General features: G+C 44.7%; 20 protein-coding genes and 1 tRNA gene. 6 read left to right on the forward strand and 15 right to left on the reverse strand.

Annotation, left to right across the window (positions count from 1 at the left end):
* Window positions 1–462 precede the first annotated feature (462 nt).
* Window positions 463–1,437: a tryptophan--tRNA ligase gene (trpS, locus tag WC958_04530; protein ID MFA5629495.1), complete on the reverse strand. Its 975-nt coding sequence runs from the start codon at window positions 1,435–1,437 to the stop codon at window positions 463–465.
* Between the two features lie 134 nt (window positions 1,438–1,571).
* On the opposite strand from trpS, the gene WC958_04535 reads away from it, so the two are divergent.
* Together WC958_04535 and WC958_04540 are read left to right on the forward strand one after the other, a co-directional pair.
* Window positions 1,572–2,246 (forward strand): ABC transporter ATP-binding protein, encoded by a 675-nt coding sequence (locus WC958_04535; GenBank protein ID MFA5629496.1) that lies wholly within the window; start codon window positions 1,572–1,574, stop codon window positions 2,244–2,246.
* Window positions 2,243–3,514, forward strand: coding sequence for an ABC transporter permease (locus WC958_04540; protein ID MFA5629497.1), 1,272 nt, complete (start codon window positions 2,243–2,245; stop codon window positions 3,512–3,514). The genes WC958_04535 and WC958_04540 overlap by 4 nt, the downstream gene beginning before the upstream one ends.
* Before the next feature lies 1 nt (window position 3,515).
* On the opposite strand, the gene ispH is transcribed toward WC958_04540, so the two are convergent.
* Window positions 3,516–4,361, reverse strand: a complete 846-nt coding sequence (gene ispH, locus WC958_04545; GenBank protein ID MFA5629498.1) for a 4-hydroxy-3-methylbut-2-enyl diphosphate reductase — start codon at window positions 4,359–4,361, stop codon at window positions 3,516–3,518.
* Window positions 4,362–4,510: 149 nt separating this feature from the next.
* Between ispH and WC958_04550 the strand changes: the two genes are divergently transcribed.
* Both WC958_04550 and WC958_04555 read left to right on the forward strand, forming a co-directional pair.
* Window positions 4,511–5,017: an NEW3 domain-containing protein gene (locus WC958_04550; protein MFA5629499.1), complete on the forward strand. Its 507-nt coding sequence runs from the start codon at window positions 4,511–4,513 to the stop codon at window positions 5,015–5,017.
* 24 nt (window positions 5,018–5,041) lie between these two features.
* Window positions 5,042–5,446, forward strand: coding sequence for a hypothetical protein (locus tag WC958_04555; GenBank protein MFA5629500.1), 405 nt, complete (start codon window positions 5,042–5,044; stop codon window positions 5,444–5,446).
* Between the two features lie 54 nt (window positions 5,447–5,500).
* Here WC958_04555 and WC958_04560 read toward each other — a convergent pair whose 3' ends face one another.
* The 7 genes from WC958_04560 to WC958_04590 form a co-directional block, all read right to left on the reverse strand.
* On the reverse strand, window positions 5,501–5,920 hold the full coding sequence (locus tag WC958_04560; GenBank protein ID MFA5629501.1) for a YbaN family protein: 420 nt from the start codon (window positions 5,918–5,920) through the stop codon (window positions 5,501–5,503).
* Between the two features lie 12 nt (window positions 5,921–5,932).
* Window positions 5,933–6,787 (reverse strand): carboxylating nicotinate-nucleotide diphosphorylase, encoded by an 855-nt coding sequence (nadC, locus tag WC958_04565; GenBank protein ID MFA5629502.1) that lies wholly within the window; start codon window positions 6,785–6,787, stop codon window positions 5,933–5,935.
* Window positions 6,780–8,357 carry an L-aspartate oxidase gene (gene nadB, locus WC958_04570; protein ID MFA5629503.1) on the reverse strand — a complete coding sequence of 526 codons (1,578 nt, stop codon included), beginning with the start codon at window positions 8,355–8,357 and terminating at the stop codon, window positions 6,780–6,782. Before nadB ends, nadC begins: the two co-directional genes overlap by 8 nt.
* Window positions 8,358–8,413: 56 nt before the next feature.
* Window positions 8,414–8,779 carry a preprotein translocase subunit YajC gene (yajC, locus tag WC958_04575; protein MFA5629504.1) on the reverse strand — a complete coding sequence of 122 codons (366 nt, stop codon included), beginning with the start codon at window positions 8,777–8,779 and terminating at the stop codon, window positions 8,414–8,416.
* Between the two features lie 26 nt (window positions 8,780–8,805).
* Window positions 8,806–10,053, reverse strand: a complete 1,248-nt coding sequence (gene miaB, locus WC958_04580; protein ID MFA5629505.1) for a tRNA (N6-isopentenyl adenosine(37)-C2)-methylthiotransferase MiaB — start codon at window positions 10,051–10,053, stop codon at window positions 8,806–8,808.
* Window positions 10,054–10,509: 456 nt separating this feature from the next.
* Window positions 10,510–10,601, reverse strand: a tRNA-Ser gene (locus tag WC958_04585).
* 79 nt (window positions 10,602–10,680) lie between these two features.
* Window positions 10,681–11,961: a serpin family protein gene (locus tag WC958_04590; protein ID MFA5629506.1), complete on the reverse strand. Its 1,281-nt coding sequence runs from the start codon at window positions 11,959–11,961 to the stop codon at window positions 10,681–10,683.
* 177 nt (window positions 11,962–12,138) lie between these two features.
* Here WC958_04590 and ybeY point away from each other — a divergent pair, with 177 nt between their 5' ends.
* Window positions 12,139–12,621 (forward strand): rRNA maturation RNase YbeY, encoded by a 483-nt coding sequence (gene ybeY / locus WC958_04595; GenBank protein ID MFA5629507.1) that lies wholly within the window; start codon window positions 12,139–12,141, stop codon window positions 12,619–12,621.
* Entirely contained in the window at window positions 12,618–13,190 is a 573-nt protein-coding gene (locus WC958_04600; protein MFA5629508.1) for a flavodoxin family protein, read from the forward strand. The genes ybeY and WC958_04600 overlap by 4 nt, the downstream gene beginning before the upstream one ends.
* Here the strand turns inward: WC958_04600 and WC958_04605 are convergent.
* The 6 genes from WC958_04605 to WC958_04630 are packed head-to-tail and all read right to left on the reverse strand — an operon-like array spanning window position 13,187 to window position 18,707.
* Window positions 13,187–14,779 (reverse strand): serine hydrolase domain-containing protein, encoded by a 1,593-nt coding sequence (locus WC958_04605; GenBank protein MFA5629509.1) that lies wholly within the window; start codon window positions 14,777–14,779, stop codon window positions 13,187–13,189. The genes WC958_04600 and WC958_04605 overlap by 4 nt on opposite strands.
* Window positions 14,780–14,813: 34 nt before the next feature.
* Entirely contained in the window at window positions 14,814–15,734 is a 921-nt protein-coding gene (locus WC958_04610; GenBank protein MFA5629510.1) for a dihydroorotate dehydrogenase, read from the reverse strand.
* Window positions 15,735–15,768: 34 nt separating this feature from the next.
* Complete coding sequence (locus WC958_04615; GenBank protein MFA5629511.1) at window positions 15,769–16,599, reverse strand: metal ABC transporter permease; 831 nt, start codon at window positions 16,597–16,599, stop codon at window positions 15,769–15,771.
* Entirely contained in the window at window positions 16,599–17,369 is a 771-nt protein-coding gene (locus WC958_04620) for an ABC transporter ATP-binding protein (protein ID MFA5629512.1), read from the reverse strand. The genes WC958_04615 and WC958_04620 overlap by 1 nt, the downstream gene beginning before the upstream one ends.
* A gap of 2 nt (window positions 17,370–17,371) precedes the next feature.
* Window positions 17,372–18,232, reverse strand: coding sequence for a zinc ABC transporter substrate-binding protein (locus WC958_04625; protein MFA5629513.1), 861 nt, complete (start codon window positions 18,230–18,232; stop codon window positions 17,372–17,374).
* Window positions 18,225–18,707 (reverse strand): Fur family transcriptional regulator, encoded by a 483-nt coding sequence (locus WC958_04630; GenBank protein MFA5629514.1) that lies wholly within the window; start codon window positions 18,705–18,707, stop codon window positions 18,225–18,227. Before WC958_04630 ends, WC958_04625 begins: the two co-directional genes overlap by 8 nt.
* Window positions 18,708–19,011: the final 304 nt, after the last annotated feature.

The following is a 19,011-nucleotide window of genomic DNA, read 5'->3' on the forward strand; positions in this document are numbered from 1 at the left end:
GTTCAGGATGACAAAATGAGATTGCCACGTCGCTCGCTAACGCTCACTCCTCGCAAAGACGTTTATTAACTTGTCATTCTGAGCTTGGCGAAGAATCTGGGGGTTGGCGGATAGTGCACTGTTTGGTAGCGGGTTTTAGGGTAGGGAGTTGTCCCTTTTTTGTTGCTGAAGATGCCTAATAGCTTGTATTTCCCGTCCTCTTAGATCCTTCACTTTGTTCAGGATGACAAACCCCCGTTCGCCCTGAGCCTGTCGAAGGGTCTAACGAACTAGGAGAAAGACGAGGGATTACTGTCCGGTCGCCGTTATGGTTCGACAGGCTCACCACGAACGGCTGGAGCTCTCTATCTTGTATTTGCGAGCGTAGCGAAGCAATCTCATATAAGTCGCAAAGCCAGTCTTTCGGCTTTGGCGGTATGAAAGCATTAAGGTCAAGTTGGTAATAAAAAAGAAGCCGGTTTTTTAGACCAGCTTCATATTTTTACGAACTAACTTCATTGTATCCTGCGCAATCACTCGCGCACGTTCGGCGCCTTCGGTTAGAATCCCCTCCAGGGCTTTTGGGTTGGCTTCAAGGTCCCTGCGGCGTTCGCGTATCGGTCTCATTGCGTTGTTGATGGCTGTTGTTAGTAAATTCTTGCACTCAACACACCCGATTTCGGCGTTTCTGCATTTTTCGTCAATCCCTTTTCTGCCCTCAGGGTCAAACTCACCCAGCAGTTTATAAACATTGCAAATCTCGGGGTGTCCCGGGTCGGAGCGGCGCAGGCGGGCAGGGTCGGTAAAGGCCGTTTTTATTTTATCGGCGGTTTCCTTTTCGGTCATCGCTATTTCAATATGGTTTCCGGCTTGCTTACTCATTTTACCTTTGCCGTCTAACCCAACAACACTCGGGAAATCGGTTAGCTTGGCTTGCGGCTCAATAAGTGTTTCGCCGAACAGGGTGTTAAAGCGCCTGACTATTTCACGGGTTAGTTCAAGGTGCGGCAGTTGGTCTTCGCCGACTGGTACGGTATCCGCTTTGTATAACACAATATCGGCTGCCATTAGCACCGGATAGCCTACCAAGCCGTAGTTTACGTTTTCTTTTTGTAACCTTACTTTGTCTTTAAAAGTGGGGACCCTTAAGAGCCAGCTTAAAGGTGTAATCATTCCTAAAAAGGTATTGAGCTCCGTGACTTCCGGCACATGAGATTGCACGAACATGATGCTTTTTTGAGGGTCAATCCCAACCGCAAGCCAATCCAATAACATCTCGTGTACATTTGCCTGAAGATTGGTGGTATCTTCCATTGAAGTTAAGGCATGGATATCGACAATGCAGTACACGCACTCGTAATCGTCCTGCAATTTAACCCAATTCTGCAAAGCACCGAGATAATTGCCAATATGCAAACGTCCTGTGGGGCGCGCCCCGGAAAAAATACGATGTTTCATAGCTCTCCTTTGGAATGATCAAAAAAAGTTTAGCATAATACATTATTTACGACAAATTAGATTATCGTATTTGTGATTAAAGAGCAATAGTGCGATAATGTATTATGTATTGAATAAGACATAACGGTGAACAAATGATAAAGCTGGATAATATTACCAAAGAATACCATATGGGCGAGGAAATTGTTCGTGCGGTTTCCGGCGTCACTTTAGATATCAAAGAAGGTGAATTTGTTGCTTTAGTGGGGCCTTCCGGCTCCGGTAAATCAACCACAATGCATATTATCGGCGGGTTGGATACCCCGACATCGGGGAAGGTCATCGTTGACGAGCAGGATTTAACCCGTGCCAGTGACAAAGAGCTTTCATTCTATCGCAATGAAAAAATCGGCTTTGTTTTTCAGGCCTTTAATCTGCACCCAACTTATACCGCAACGGAAAACGTGGCTTTGCCGCTTATTTTTTCGCGTATCGGGAAAAGCAAACGCATTGAGTTAGCCAACGAGGCGCTCAGGGTTGTTGGGCTTGCCGAAAGGGCTTCGCATCGCCCCAATCAACTTTCCGGCGGCGAAAGACAACGTGTCAGTATTGCGCGTGCACTTGTAACTCAGCCTAAAATACTTTTGGCAGACGAGCCGACCGGCAATCTTGATACCAAAAACGGCAAAAATATTATGGAATTATTATCGCAGTTAAACAAAGAAAAGGGGATTACGCTGATAATCGTTACCCATGATATGGAAATTGCCGCGGTGGCCGAACGAATCATTAGGATGAGAGACGGAAAGATTGTTGAGGATGAGAGATGAGATTTATTGATGTAATTCAAACCGCTTTTTATAATTTGTGGCGCAAGAAATTCCGCACCTTTCTGACGGTGCTGGCGATTGTTATCGGCGCTGTTTTAATTGCCCTAATGACATCTATCGGCACAGGCTTGCAAAGGTTTATTGTTGATCAGTTTGGCCTAATGGTGCCTCAAAATGCTTTGACGGTATCCGCAAGCAGCGGAAGCCCGGTGCACACCGAAGGGCCGCATGAAATTGTCGACCTCGAAAGTATTGTTATTCGCTCCTTTAATGCCGAGGATATCGATAATCTTTATGCGATTGACGGCGTAGAAAAGGTTGACTATAACGTCAGCGTATCAGGGTTGTATATTAAGGCGGAGGACGGTGATAAAAGGTTTTCCGTTTCAATTAATACCGGCCCAGACTATAAGGCAAGGATGTTAACACTGGTGGCCTGTGACTTTTTTGCTGAAGAAGACAGCGGCAAATGTTTGATTAGCTACGATTATTTGGCAGCTTTTGGCTGGGATAAGGCGGAAGATGCGATTGGAAAGGAAGTAACGATTACAATCGGTAAATCAAATGCCTATAAAATCGAGACTGCCGATTATAATTTCATTGTTTCGGGTGTGGTTCAAAAAACAATTAATGCCACGCAAGTAGTTTTGCCTTTAGGCGATGCAACCGAAATGGCACGCTATTACCGCGATAACCCGATTCAATACACGCTTGAACAGCCGGGGACGACCTTACTTGTAAAGGTGAGTGATACCGCCGATATAGAAAAAGTGGCCGAAGAGATTCGGGCGGCCGGGTTTAGCACCATTACCCCGGACGAACTGCTTAAAGAAATTAACAATATCTTTTCAATTATCCAAATTGGTCTAAGCGCCTTTGGCGTGATTGCCTTAATTGTTGCCAGTATCGGGATTATTAATACCCTCATGATGTCTATTTACGAGCGTACGCGAGAAATTGGGGTTATGAAAGCGGTTGGTGCCACTAGGGGTGTTATTCGCTTGCTGTTTACGATGGAAGGGGCTGCGCTTGGGCTTATCGGCGGTGTAGTGGGCGTTGCCATCGGTTTTGCTGCCGGTAAAATATTAAATGTCGTTGGCAGTTATACATTCCTTAGCGATTACCCCACATTTGAGATGTCGGTATTTTCCGTTCAGCTGGTGTTAACGGTGGTTGCGATAACTACAGCGATCAGTTTGATAGCGGGGCTGTATCCGGCAAACCGTGCCGCTAAACTAAATGCGGTTGATGCTTTACGTTACGAGTAAGTTAAGCCAAACCTTCCAATCTGTCAACCACTTCATCAATGGTGGATTGGTCGGTTGAGGCGCCGGACGTGACTCCGACGGTCTCTTTTCCTTTGAGCCAAGCGGGGTTAATTTCGTCGGCTGTTTCCACGAGGTAAGTCGGGGTTACGGTTGAACAAAGCTCAACCAAATGGCGGCTGTTGGCGCTGGTGTGCCCGCCGACCACCAAAACAAGGTCGCATTCTTTGGCCAGTTCCAGCGAATTGATTTGCCTTTGGCGGATATCGTGACAGATAGTATCAACCACCCGTAATTCGGCATCTTTAAAAGCCGGTGAAACCAAGAGATTCTTAATAAAATCGGCAAAACTGTCCAAAATTTGAGTTGTCTGGGCAAGCACTCCCAACCTGCGCGGCAGGGTACCGTTTGCGATAAGCAAGTCAACGTTCATGGTAGCGATGCCGCGTCCGCCGGTTCTTCCCAAAATCCCTTTTACTTCGGGGTGTTCGGCATCCCCGAAAACAATTGTAAAAAAGCCGTCCTTAGCAAATCGCTCAGCGGTAATTTGCGCGCGTTTAACAAAGGGGCAAGTGGTATCGATGGGGTCAATTTGCCGCATTTTGATATCTTCGGCTACCTCGGGGCTGATGCCGTGGGAACTGGTAATTACGACATCCCCCTTAACATCGGTAATATCTTTTACAACGGAAACGCCTTTTTGGGCCAGTTTGCGCAGTACCGGCTGATTATGGACAATCGCCCCCAAAGTTTCCACGTTTCCGCGTTCTGCGGCGACACGTTCGACAATATCTATGGCGCGTCGGACACCAAGACAAAACCCGATTCCTTCGGCACGTTTAATCTGCAACTTCTGTCCCCTTATATCTTGTTATTTCTGATTATAGCGTCAAGCCCAAGATAAGACAATTTTTTTCATTACTTATCTTAATATAGGTTGTATCCGTTAAATAAAAGTGCTATTCTGAAACCGGAAGGAAATTATTGGAAGTGGCCGATATGAAAACATTAAGATTAATTAAAGCTGTTGGTATTCTTGTTGTTATGGCTTTTCTGCTCATGCCTTCTTATGCTGTTTTTGCACAAGGAAAGGAGGGGCTGGTTATCAGTTATGCGGGAGGAGGTTATTACAACGAAATAACCCCCGGTGAAACGATTTTGATATATGTCGAGGCTGCTAACTACAGCGACGCAAATACCTCCAATATCCGCTTTTCTTTTACCGCATCGGAAGATTGGGAGATTGAATTTAGCCCGTCAAATATTGCTGCTTTAAGCGCTAATACCTCTCAGGTTATTGAAATGAAAGTAACGGCGCCGCGTCAATTAAAAACGGGGGATCATTTTATTACGGTTGTCGCCGATTCGGATATCGGCCGCAAAGTAATGAGCGTCTATTTATTTACTAAAGAAGGTAACGTGACATGGGTTTGGATTGGCGCAGTCGCGGGGCTTATTACCTTAATTGCGTTTATTGTCGTTTACAGGGTTTTCGGCAGGGATTAACATTACCAAAAAGGAGAACAGACTATGATGATTGAAAAAGTTCACGAGCATATTTTGGGCGAATTAAACGCCAATACACGTACCGATACCATTTTTGTACTTACTGCCATCCTTTTAAATTTGATAACGCTTGGCATAAATTCCGGGTTGGCTTCGGGGAGCGGTGACGTTACAAATACAATTGTGATGTTTACCTTTGTCTTCTTAATCCTTGTGGTTAATTTTGTTGTTGAAGTGGGTCTAATCAGGGGCAGGCAAATGCGGAAGAAGCTACTGGACGGGCTGATGAAAATGTATAAAGATCAAGGTGTTGACGGATACTACGATCCCTCAATGCTCGGTGATTACAAAACCAGATATAACCTTTTTATGCTAACGGTATTGGTTACCGGTTTAATAGCAATCTTTATTCCCTTTGTAATCAGATAACTTAAATTTAACGGGTTTCATTTTAGTAAGCGCCTCTTGATTCGGGGCGCTTTGCTATTCCCTTATCGTTTTTAGAGACAGCAAATGGATTGTTACCCCGCCGGCAATTACAACCAACAGAATTCTAACTGCAAGCAATTCAATAACAAAAATTGCCGTTGCCGCCATGACTACCCACATTAAACTGATAACGTAAACCTTTAGTTTGAGAGGGATGCCCCCTTTTTCGCGGTAATCCCTGATGTACTTGCCGAAGTAGCGGTTATTAATAAGCCAGCAATAAAAACGCTGCGAGCTGCGTATGTAGCAAGCGGCTGCCAAAAGTAAGAAGGGGGTGGTCGGGAGGAGGGGGAGGAAGATACCTAAAAAACCGAGCGCAACAGACAAGGTGCCGACTGCAATCAATAAATATTTTAACCAGCCCTTCGTTTCTCGGCATTCCTTAACGTTAGGCTTTTCCGAATTCTGTTCCATTTTTATCTTTTTTTAAGATTCAACTTCAAGGCTAAAATCAAGTGATTTGGCCGAATGAGTTAATGCTCCTATCGAAATATAATCTACACCGGCAAGCGCCGCTTCTCTGATATTATCCAAATTTATGCCGCCGGAGGCTTCCAGTTTAACCTTTCCGCCGGAGGCTGCCACTACCTTTTTCATATCTTCCGCATTCATATTATCAAGCAGGATTATATCAACATCCGTTTGTAGCACTTCCATTGCATCGTCTACGTTATCAACCTCAACTTCGATTACGGTGTTGCTGTCGCTGTTTTTACGGGCTTTTCTGATAATATCGGTTAATGTTGTCCCGTTTTTTCTTAAAAAAGCGAGGTGATTATCCTTAATTAAAATCCCGTCTGCCATATTGAGGCGGTGGTTCTCGCCGCCGCCAACGGTTACGGCATACTTTTCGAGTAAGCGCATGCCAGGCAGAGTTTTACGGGTATCTCGAATAATCGCTTTGGTTCCTTTAACCTTTTCAACATAACTTGCCGTTATTGTCGCAATTCCGCTTAAATGGCTCAAAAAGTTTAAAACGGTTCTTTCAGCAACAAGGATTTTCCTTAAATTTCCTTCAATCTCCGCTATAATGTCGTCTTTTTTAATGTGTCCGCCTTCATTTTGCAGTAAGTTGACCCTGATTGTCGGGTCAACGGTGTGCAGGATTGGCAGTATAATATTCACGCATGCCAAAACCCCTTCTTCTTTGGCAATAATAAAAGCGGTGCCGGTTTGGTTTTCGGGAATAATGGCATTACTGGTAATATCGTTCTCGTAATCGTCTTCTTCTAAAGCCAGTCTGATAATGCTTTCAATTTGTTCTTGCGGCAGTTTATTCATTACACTGCTCCTGTGCATCTATAGTTATAATTATATGCCTTAGCCACTCCTCCGAGTGCTTGGGAAAATCGGTGCGGTAATGGGCACCGCGGCTTTCTTCTCTTAATAAAGCGGCCTCAGCCATTAATCTGCCGGTTGTAATTAAATTTGCCAGTTCAAAAGATTGACGGGTTGTCGGTTGCGGCAGTGATTGCTCCCAGGAACCTAAAATATTTATTGCTTCTTTTAACCCTTCTCCGTCTCTTACAATACCGACATTATTCCAAAGCAGGTTTTGAAGCGCTTCAAGAGTTAGCTGAGGGGTATCGTCTGCCGGTTTTCCGCGTCTAAGTTTATACCGGATATCCTCGCTGGGCAGATTGGAAGCGAATTGGGTTTTAATCTCTGAGCCGGCTCCTTCTTCGATTCGTCTAAAAATACGCTTTCCGATAATCATAACTTCGAGCATTGAGTTTGACGCTAATCTGTTGGCTCCGTGCGCCCCTGTTCCGGCACACTCACCGGCGGCAAACAGGCCGCACACGGAAGTTTCACCCCAGCTGTTTGTCCTTACCCCGCCGATCATATAATGGGCGGCCGGTGCTACCGGTATTGGGCTTACGGTGATATCCAGCCCTTGGTCTAAACAGAATTGGTAGATATGCGGGAAACGCGTTTTGACGCGCTGTGGCGGTAAGTGGGTAACATCCAGGAAAACATTATCCTGTTTTGTTTTTTGCATTTCACTAAGGATACTGCGCGCAACCACATCCCTGGGGGCCAGTTCGGCCAGAGGGGCATAGTCCGTCATAAACCGTTTCCCGTCTGCATTGCGCAGTATTCCCCCCTCGCCGCGTACCGCTTCGGAAATCAAAAAGGGAGCGATGCCGGGAATACGCAGGGCGGTGGGGTGGAACTGAAAAAATTCCATATCGGTAAGCTCGGCACCGGCTTTTAGGGCAAGCGCAATTCCGTCTCCGGTTGCAACTTTGGGGTTGGTGGTATATTTAAAGAGCTGCCCTGCGCCACCGGATGCCAGTATCAAATAGCGGCATCCGAATTCTTCGTAGCACCCCTTTTCGCAATCAAAAACTTTAATGCCCTTAACACAGTTTTGTTCGGTAATAATCTCGGTTGCCATATGGTGTTCGAGTACCGGTAAATTAAGTGTCCGCACCACTTTGGAAAGGGTGATTTCGATATGCTTACCGGTAGCATCGCCACCGGCATGCAAGATGCGCGGGATACTGTGAGCCGCTTCCAATGTCAGCGAGATTTCACCGTCTATGGTATCAAACGGCACCCCGAAGTTAACCAAGTCGGCAATTCGGTCGGGGCCTTCCTCGGAGAGGATACGCACCACTTCTTCGTCACACAGGCCGTCTCCGGCAATCAGTGTGTCTTTGTAGTGTAATTCGGGGGAATCATCAACGCCGATGGCAGCGGCAATTCCGCCCTGGGCATGGCGGGTATTGCAGTCCTCGATACTGCCTTTGGTTACTATTAGAACACTGCCGTACTTGCGTGCGAGTAAGGCACAATACAAACCTGCAATACCGCTGCCGATTATAACATAGTCATACGTTTTTATGGTGCCACCCCCAAATCAAATCATTAAAGCTGTGGAATGGAGTATGGCAAAGGAAATTATTTTGCCTCATCAGGCTGCTTACCGGAAATGGCGCTTTTGGCCATTCTCAGAAGTTCACCGGATTCAACTTTAATTACATAGCTATCCTCCCGGATGCTGTCAATCCTGCCGTAAATACCGCCGATTGTAATAATTCTGTCACCGACTTGCAGGCTGCTAAGCAGATTCTGATGCTCTTTTTGTCTTTTGGTTTGGGGTCTGATAATCAAAAAATAGAAAAGAGCAAATAGCCCCACCATAATAAGAATCATGTAGAGCGAACTGCCGCTTCCCTCGCCGGATGCCGGAACACAGCTTGAAAGCAGCCCTACACCGAAAATAGCGGATAGCCCCAATAACGAAGCAACAATTTTCTTTGTCATTTTTAACTCCTTAAATTTAAGATGTTTTATGTTACTAAAATCCCTTGTAACGACCAAGGGCTCGTTTTTTCAATTTTAATATTAACCAATTGTCCAAGCAGGTTATTGTTGTGGTTGAAGAATATTAGTTTACCACTTCGGCTTCTTCCGTGCCACTTTCCCTTCTTGCGGCCCTCGACTAAAACCTCGATAACACTGCCTTCAAGTTCGGCGTTTATTTCCGCTGCAATTTGCCCCTGCAGCTCCTCAATGATGGCGACACGCTCTTTTTTGGTTTCCGGCGGTATGTCATCCTCGTATTCGCGTGAGGCGATTGTTCCCGTTCTGGCCGAGTAAGCGGCAATATGAGTATTATCGAACCTTAATTCTTTTAATAAACGAACCGATGCGTTAAATTGCTCTTCGGTTTCCCCCGGGAACCCAACAATCAGATCGGTACTGATTGCAATATTGGGGGCTTTAGCACGAATACGCTGCACTAAATCCCGATATTGGGCGGAGGTGTATCCGCGGCGCATAGCCTTTAAAATTGCGTCGTCTCCGGCTTGCACCGGTAAGTTAATCTCTTCGCAAACCTTATCAAGCCCGGCAATAGCATCAATCAGCCGCTCGCTCATATCTTTGGGGTGATTGGTTAAAAAGCGCAGCCTTGCCAATCCTTCTATTTGGTTTATTTGGGCTAAAAGATAAGCAAGGTCGGGTTTATCGGGCAGGTCGTGTCCGTATGAATCCACGTTTTGTCCGACAAGTACAATTTCTTTGGCGCCTCTGGCAACCAGCGTTTTAGCCTCGTTAACTATTTCATCTACCGGACGGCTTTTTTCCCTGCCTCTGCGGTAGGGGACGATACAGTAAGAACAAAAGTTATCGCACCCCTGGATGATATTAATAAAAGTGCTAACGTCCGGTTTTAGAGGGGTAATATCCGTTATATCGGCTTCATCTTTCCAAGGGGGCATTCCCCCGGCTTTAAAGAAATAATCAATAAGCGGAAATCTTTTTTGCAGTTTGGAGATGTCGGAATCCACGAGACACCCCGTTAAAGCAATTTTCAAATTCGGGTTATTTTTCTTTAACGATTTTAAGGTGCCTATTTTACTGACAACTTTATTTTCGGCACTCTGGCGGATAACGCAGCTGTTTAAAATGATTAAATCTGCTTCTTTTGCGGACGCAGTCGGACAGTAGCCGGACTGTTCAAACAGACTGGCCAGCCTTTCGGATTCGGCCTTGTTCATTTGGCAACCTATTGTCCAAATATGATATAGAGGCATAATTGTTATTTAACTCTTAATATAATTTTTAGCGGGAAAGGATTCTATCGTCTTATCTGTAATCGGATAGCCTTTACCGATAAATCCCAAACACTATTTATTTCTTAAAACCGGCAATTTGCCCAGTTGGTGCATACATACCGGGTAATCGGTAGGGGGGTTTGCAACTTTTTTAAAGGATACTTTAATAGAAAGAGATTGGAGGTATTATTATCCGAAAGCCTTTCGGTTATTGTTTTCTTTCCGAGACAGCGGTTTTTACTTTTTAATTCCAAATTCCCTTCGCAACCAAGGCAGATAAAATCCGAGGCGGGCAATGTATCTTTCTGCACACGCAATTTATTGATAAACCCCCGGCTGTTTGAGAAGAGCTTGGATAATTATTGCCCAAATCCGTATTAAATACCGGATTTACAGCAAGGGAGTTTTATTTTATAAACATTCCCTAAAGCAGGCTGGCGGAGGGGGAGGGATTCGAACCCTCGACCCCGGTTTCCCAGGGTAAGCGCTTAGCAGGCGCCCGCACTCGACCACTATGCGACCCCTCCGTAGAAGCAGCATATTTTTAATATAGATAATATAGCATAATCGGAATGATTGCTCAAAATAACGGAGGGTTGACCGTTTTTATTGCAACGGATTTAACACACGCCCGATAAACAGTACGGAACCGGTATCAATATCGCGAATAAGGAAAATAAACGAGTGGTCAATATTGATTTCGGTTGTTTCAAGCGGCATGGAAGTTACCCCGATAATTACCGCTGTGGCAGCTGCCGCTTCGGTGCCTTCTTCATCAACGGAAACAAACGCTTTATGGACAACATCGCCGATGGCAAGACTGATTTTATCGGTAATCCCCGAAAAATCGGCGTTATCGGAGAAGGCCTCCGGCATTCCCATTGAGATTAAAGACTTCTTTAAGCCGAAATCGGATTCAAATTCGAATTTAGGCATTGTGAGGTTAACTTGTGACCGCATCAGGTTCCCGAGAATCTCATCTAAGAGTTCCGGCGAGAGGGAATTTTCAATTTCACCGAATTTACCCTCCTTCGGCATTATTATAACCATCGACATATTATAGGTATCGTAAAGCATTTCGATTGCCGTGTAGTTATTTTGAACGGTACAATCGAATGTATTGTGTTGGTGCATCATCGGGACCGTAATAACAGTGCCGTCTGGTAAATGGAAAACACCGTCGTAAGTTGATTCCTTATCAAATTGGTGCAGCCAAGCGGCTTTAAAATAGATTGCATTGGTAATTACCAGGCGCGTTAGTTCGTTAATTGTCCCCTCAGGGATTAAATCCTCAATTTTGCCTTTCGTTTTTTCGCTCACCCACTTGTTAATGATTTGCCGGCAGGCTTCGGGGTCGTTTTCGTAATCCAAGAGCCTGATTCCGGCATCGTAATTTTCGGCCAGTATATCCAAAAAGGTTTCTAAAAATTCAAAACCGAGCTGCCCCCATGTGGCATTCACGATATTAAGTTCAAAACCTTGCGACAGGCTGCCTGTTGGAACTTTACCGCGGTTGTTGAGTTCAACCGAGAGTTTGTTGAAAGCGTTATGCAGGTCTTTATCTGCCAATAAGAAGTTTAAAGTGGCGGACATCTCATCCTTGGTTTGTCCGTTAGCACCGGCATAAGTCATTGCCAAGGCCAGTGAAATACTAAAGGGTGAATAAAAGAAGTTACCTTCTTTTTGGCTGTTAAGTTCTTTATAGAGGTCAAAAGCAAACCTATTATTGCCGTCTACAAGCGCTTCGAGCACCGAATCGCTTATCTGCGGCGAATTATTATAAGCTTTGTCTGATTTTGCTTCGGCACCGTAAACCGTTACCGGGGCACATGAAATATTACTTAAAATCAATACTATACTCAGCAGTAAAAAAATAAACCTTTTCATAACAGCCTCTCTTAATTTAGCTTTCCCAATAATTATAACGCAGAAACCTATTGAGGGTTAGCTATTGGAAGTAAATATTTTTTAAAACCGCTAAAAATTATGATAATTTTATCTTAAAACAGCGCTATCCAGTATCAAAAATTGTCGATATGCTAATCCTATGCTATTATGAGCACGATGGAAATAAATATTCTGATTGATGAAGGTTTTGAGGGTTTTCTTAGCGAAGATTGGCTGCGTAAAATAATTGAAGCCACTCTTAAGGCCGAAAATGCCGGTGATAATATTGAAATGGGCTTACTGATTACCGGGCAGGAACAAATCCAACAACTCAACAAAGAATACCGTCAAATAGATAAACCGACCGATGTTCTCTCTTTTGCGATGGAAGATGAACTCCCCTCCGAAGAAGATGACGATTTTGTTTTTGTTACCCCCTCGGATGGGGTTAAGCACCTCGGAGAAGTGATTATCAGCTATCCGCAGGCTTTTATTCAAGCGGAAGAACACGGGCATTCCGTAAAAAAGGAAGTAATTGTGCTTCTTGTTCATGGTGTTTTGCATCTTTTGAGGTACGATCATATAGAAGACGATGAAGCCGAAACAATGGAAGCGCGTGAAAAAATAATTATCTCATCAATCGCGGAGGATTTGGAATGAGGGTTTTGGGTTTAGCCGGCAGTCCGCGCCGTGACGGTAATACCGATAAATTATTATCGGAGATTTTACGCGGTGCTTCCAACAGCGGCGCCGAAACAAAAACCGTTGTTCTTAGCGAGCTTAATATTGCCCCTTGTGAAAGCTGTGATTTTTGTTTTGCGGCCGGGGTTTGTAAAATCAACGATGATATGCAAGATATCTATAAAGAATTAATGTTAGCGGATAGAATCGTTTTGGCTTCGCCGCTGCATTTTATGGGGCTAACCTCTCAAACCAAGGTTATGGTTGACCGCTGCCAATCGTTGTGGGCTAAAAAATATAAATTACGAATCCCCCCGCTGGGTGATGACAGAATAAGAAAAGGCTTTTTTGTTTCGGTGGGCGGGCAGAGATTACCGAATCTTTTCCATCCGGCAATCGCAACGGTTAAATCGCTTTTTGTTAGTTTGGATGTTGAATACACAGGTGAGTTGGTTTTTGCCGGTATTGATAAAGCCGGAAATATCAGCTTGGAACCCGGGGCTTTAAGCAAGGCTTACCTTGCCGGGCAAAAATTGGCGGAGAGTTAGCAAGTTTGTTTTGCTTGCCTGGTAAAAGAAACTACCAAAACCAATAATAAAGCCCACGATATTAAGATGGCAATCGACAGTATCCCCGAAAGGTAGAGCCCGGGCGGCGCTCCCATTCTAAAAAGACCCAAAGCAACAAAGATATTATAGCCGTAGAGCGCATTAAGTACTATATTTCCGACGGCAAAGACTATTAAAAAAAGAGCCATTGGCAGGGGATAAAGTACGATTTGCCATATCGGTGATGAATTCCTTGCCATACGTGACCAAAAGAAACAGCGTTTACCTGCCCATAGTTGTTTAAGCAGCCACACCAGATAGATTATCATGCCAATAAATAGTACGGTAATCGGGAAAAGAATGCCGGTTGCCAGCGTGTCCAGTGCTTTCCAGTGTGCCCACCACGGTACATTCATCGAATTCAAATCCAACCCCAGTAATGTATTGGCAATTTTGGTAGCGATATCATGGTTATTGGTGCTAACCTGTCCGTTAACCAGTACAACAATTCCGGTATTATAGTCGGGAAGCAGTAACATATCCGTTGTAAAGTTGGGGGTATCTCCGCAGTGGAAATAATAAAGGATATCCGTGTAGCAACTGATACTCCATCCCATTCCGTAAGCCATTTTCTCGTTATTATCCTCGTAGATTACGGCTGTTTTGTGTAATTCATTGATAGCATCTGCCGGTATGATTTGTTTACCATCTAAAACCCCGTTATTTAAATTAACCATTAGCCATTTCCCCATATCTTGGGCAGATGACATTACCCAGCCGGCTGCCCGGGCGCTTTTCATTGAAGGGATATTGCGAACAACTGTCTTACCGTACAATGACTGATGCCCGTCGGCTTTGCCTAATTTCTCAGCCTTATTCGGGTCGGCCGTGGTACGGTTCATACCGAGGGGTTTAAATATATTGACATCCATAAATTTTTCGTAGGTCATCCCGGATTGGCGTTCGATTAACGCCCCCAACAGGCAGTAATTTAAATCAGCGTACTCAAAAACACTGCCCGGTTCATTATTTAATCGCAAGTTATTCAATGAAGCCAGCAAGTCTTCGTAGCTGTCGTTGAAGATTAGAATTTCGGTAAGTATTCCCGGGATTCCACCGGTTTGATTAAGAAGCTGGCGGACGGTAATATCCGCCCCCCGAGGATCGGCAATTTGAAAATCAGGCAGGTATTTCTGTAACGGTTGGTCGATATCAATCAGCCCCTGGTCTTCTAAAAGGAGCACAGCAAGGGCAGTAAACGATTTTGTTAGCGATGCCAAGTCAAAAAGGGTAGCGGTTGTTAATGGTTCGTTGCTTTCGACACCGGCGACTCCGTAAGCTTTGCAATAGAGGATTTTATCGTTTTGCACAACTACGATTGAGATTCCGGGGATATTTTCCTCTTTTTGAATTCCTCCGATGTATTTGTCGATAACCGTATATCCGGCAGACATTTTGTTGGTTTGCGGTTCCGCAGCACCGGCGCACCCGGGCAGGAAAAAAAGAAAAAGGCATACAACGGCAATCAGGCAGAATATTTTTTTATGCTGCCTTTTAAATGTTCGATTGCCTAAATAATTTGATGACATATGAAATGTCCAATCGAGTTTTAGATTTTAGAGTTTAACGGGCAAGTCCGACAAGTTTACCCACGTCTTCAAACCCCTTTTTTAGCATAAAGCTTTCTATTCCGCTTATGATTTCAATAGGAGTTTGGGGGTTAACAAAAGTAGCTGTTCCCACTTGTACGGCGGTTGCCCCGGCCATTAAAAACTCGATAGCGTCATTGGCTGTTGAGATCCCCCCGCACCCGATAACGGGAATCTTAACCGCACCGGCTACCTCGTAGACCATTGAAAGCGCCACCGGTTTTACGGCAGGCCCCGAAAGCCCTCCCGTTACGTTAGCCAAAAGGGGTTTCATTTTATTGATATCAATTGCCATTCCTCTTAAAGTGTTAATTAAAGAAACGGCATCCGCACCGGCATTTTGAGCGGCAAGGGCAATCCTTTTAATATCGCCTACATTGGGGGTTAATTTAACAATCACCGGTAAGGTTGTGGCTTTGCGCACGGCAGATGTTACTTCGGCGGCGGAATCGGGGTTTGTGCCAAATTCAACGCCGCCCGCTTTGACATTGGGGCAGCTGATATTAACTTCCAAACCGCTAATCCCCTCTACGTTATCCAGCAGTGCTGCCAGATTTGCATAGTCGCTAACGGTTCTGCCGGCAATATTAACAATTACCGGCACCTGCCATTTTGCCCATTGAGGCGCTTTTTCCGCTATTAGGGCATCGGCGCCGATATTTTGTAAGCCGATTGCGTTTAACATCCCGCCGGCGGTTTCACAAATACGGGGCTGTAAGTTACCTTCCCTCGGTTCAAGTGTTGTCCCTTTACAGATAATCGCCCCCAGCCTTTGAATATCGATTAAACCATCGTATTCATCGCCGTAACCGAACGTGCCGGAGGCGGTTATAACCGGGTTGGCAAGAAGAAGCCCGCGTTTGTTTTGGGGGGCAAGCTGTACTGAAAGGTTCAAAATACACCCTCGCTTGTTTTTAACTGATTATAAGCTACATTTTTTGAGATGGCAACCTTTTAAGCGACAACAATTTGCGGACGGAGACTACCAGTGCAAATACAATAACGCCGGTAATAATTATGGTTGCCCCGGATGCTAAATCCAGCCAATAAGAAATCATTAAACCGCTAAACGTAAAAATAATACTAAATAACACCGAAAGCGCCATCATCTTTTTCATGTCGTATGTAAACTGACGGGCAAGTGAAGCGGGAATGGTTAGAAGAGCGATTACCAAAATAATGCCGACAACGCGAATCATAACAACAATTGTCAGCGCAATCAGACAAAGCATTGTGAGATAGGTTTTTTCGGTTGGCATACCGATAACGGTGCTGTATTCCTCATCGAATGAAACCGCCAGAAATTCCTTAAAAAGAAGGACAACAACGCCGATAATAACAACATCGAGCGCCAAAATTAACAAAAGTTCAGAATCGGGTACGGTTAAGATATTTCCGAAGAGGTAACTGAAAAGATCGGTGGTATATCCCGGGGTAAGCCCGATAAAGATGGCCCCCAAAGCCATACCGGTCGCCCATAAGATACCGATAACGGTATCTTCGGGGAGTTTGGTTTTGCGGGTGGTCAGCCCCATTGCAATTGCGGAAATCAACCCGAACCCGGTAGCGCCCAAAACCGGGCTGATACCGAGGAAGTATCCCAAACCGATACCGCCGAAAGAGGCATGTGCGATTCCGCCGCTAATAAAAACTATTTTTTTGGATACGACGTAGGTGCCGATAATCCCGCAAGCGATTGATGCCAACAGCCCCGCCAGCAGTGCGTTTTGCATAAAATGGTATCCGAAAATATCAAACATTACGGATGCTCCTTTAGAACACGGTGCGGCACGGTGCCGTGAGCGATTAAATGAATCGGACAATGATAAGTGCCTTCCAGCACTTCGTGGGATATCTCTTTACCCCCGTGATAAACCAAAGTTTGGTTTAAACAGGCGATTTTATCGACATAAACCGAGATAGCGGAAATATCATGAGACACAAGAACAATTGCCATTTCCTGTTGTAAATCTTTAAGGAGTTCATAGAGTTCTCCTTGAACTTTGGGGTCCACGCTCTCCATCGGTTCATCCAAAAGCATTAACTTAGGGGTAGATGCCAGAGCGCGAGCGATAAAGACCCTTTTTTGCTGCCCGCCGGACAGCTCGCCGATTTGGCGGTTGCGGTGTTCAAGCATACTTACTTTTTCAAGGGCTTCTTCCGCTTTCTTTTTGGCGGCAGGGGAATAGTGGCGGAAAAGCCCCGTTTCTCCGTAAAGACCCATCAGCGCTACTTGCCAAACGCTAATCGGAAAATTTTTATCGAAAGACGATTTCTGCGGTACATATCCGATTTCTGAGCGGCTTTCGGAAGGGGTTTTGCCAAGTACGGTAACTTTTCCGCGCTGCGGTTTTAGAAGCCCCAGCATTGTTTTTAGCAGGGTTGTTTTACCGCCGCCGTTCGGCCCGATAATTCCCAGAAAGTCTTTCTCATAAATTGAAAGATTAACATCTTGCAATGCCGGGTGATGGTTGTAATACGCCCAAACATTTTTAAAATTAACGATTTCTTTTTCTTTGATTTCTGTCATAACTATTCAAACTCCAGCGCCAGAGAGTTTGCCGTGTCCCTCATACTTGATATGTAAGATGACGGTAACGGGTCAATGTATAATACGCTCCCCGATATCCCTTTTGCAATCGCTTCCGCGTATGATGTTGCGGATTGGGGGTCGGCGTAAACGTAATTTAAGTTATACTCGGTTGCTTGGTCAATACTATGTTGCATAATCTTGGGGGTCGGTTCTTTGCCTTCCTGTTCAATGGGAATCTGGTTCAAACCGTAAAGCGATGAAAAATAGCCAAAAGAGGGGTGATAAATCAGATAGCTGCGGTTTTGGTAGCCCTCAAAAATCTTGCCTATGTAATCATGCAAATCGTTAAGTTCCGCAATATAGTTTTCGTAATTGGCTTTATAGTAGTCCTTATTTGCCGGGTCTTCACTGATTAACCCGTTATAGATGTTTTGTACCATTTGTTTGGCATTTAACGGAGAGGTCCAGATATGCGGATCGCCGTTTACGATTTCAATTCCTTTTGAACAGTCGACAATAAGCATTTCTTTATTCATGCCGATAATCTTATCCATCCAGGCCACTTCGTAATCAACCCCCGAGCCGACTTTAACAAAGATATTCGCCTCGCTAACCGCAACCATTTGCCCGGTGCTCGGTTCATAGCTATGCGGGCTGGCCCCGGCAGGAACCATTATCGTTACTTCCACCTTATCGCCGCCAACCTGTTTTATAAAATCGGCAACCGGTGTAATTGAGGCGATTATTTTTAAAGTATCGCCGTTTGCGGGTTTGACCGGGCTGCATCCGCCGATAATAAATACCGATAACAGCGCCAATATTGCCACCGGGAGGCGTTTGAGTGTTTTATTTTTAATCATTAAGCAGCACCTTATCGGTAATCGAATTACTTTTGGGGGGTGTTTTAACATTGCAATCCGGGCATAAACCGGTAAATTCAAGGAAGTGCTCTTTAACCTTAAAGCCGGTTTCCGCGGTTATTACCGTTTTTAAATTTTCAAAATAAGCCTCATCGCAGTTGTAGTTGACAACCACACCGCAATTTGAACATAAGAGATGATGATGGTGGTCTTCGGTATTTATTTTATATTTGTTGCAATCGCCGCCGGCATGCACTTTACAAGTAAATCCTAACTCGTCCAAAATATCCAACACGCGATAGACGGTAACCATGCCGATTTTGGGATGATTTTTTCTGATTTTTTCGTAAAGTTCGGCAGGGGTTAAAAATTCGTTGTTTTGGGCAAACTCTTTGATAACAGCCAGCCTTTGCGGGGTGGCTTTATATCCGTTTTGTCGTAAAACCGCTTTAATTTTCTCACTGCTAAACTGCATATCGCAACCGAACCTTTAATTAGCCCCTAACTAACTGAAAACCTTTTCAATTACAATGTTAACAGAAGCTTTTACGGTCTGTCAATAGTTTTAGCCGAAAAACCAAGAAAGATACGATAAGTATTGATTAAGGGGTGTAAATAAGTTAAACTTAGGTTGTAAGAGAGGCTATGCAACAAAATCGGCAGGTTGCCAAATTGCTTGTAGTCTGTTTGGCTTTATGTCGGTCTAAACTGTTATCCGGATAGCTCTACCGCTTTTTGTAATACCCCCATTTATAACATACCGAATATACGGGCATATT

It is taken from the genome of Dehalococcoidales bacterium (assembly GCA_041656115.1).
Lineage (GTDB): Bacteria > Chloroflexota > Dehalococcoidia > Dehalococcoidales > UBA5627 > UBA5627.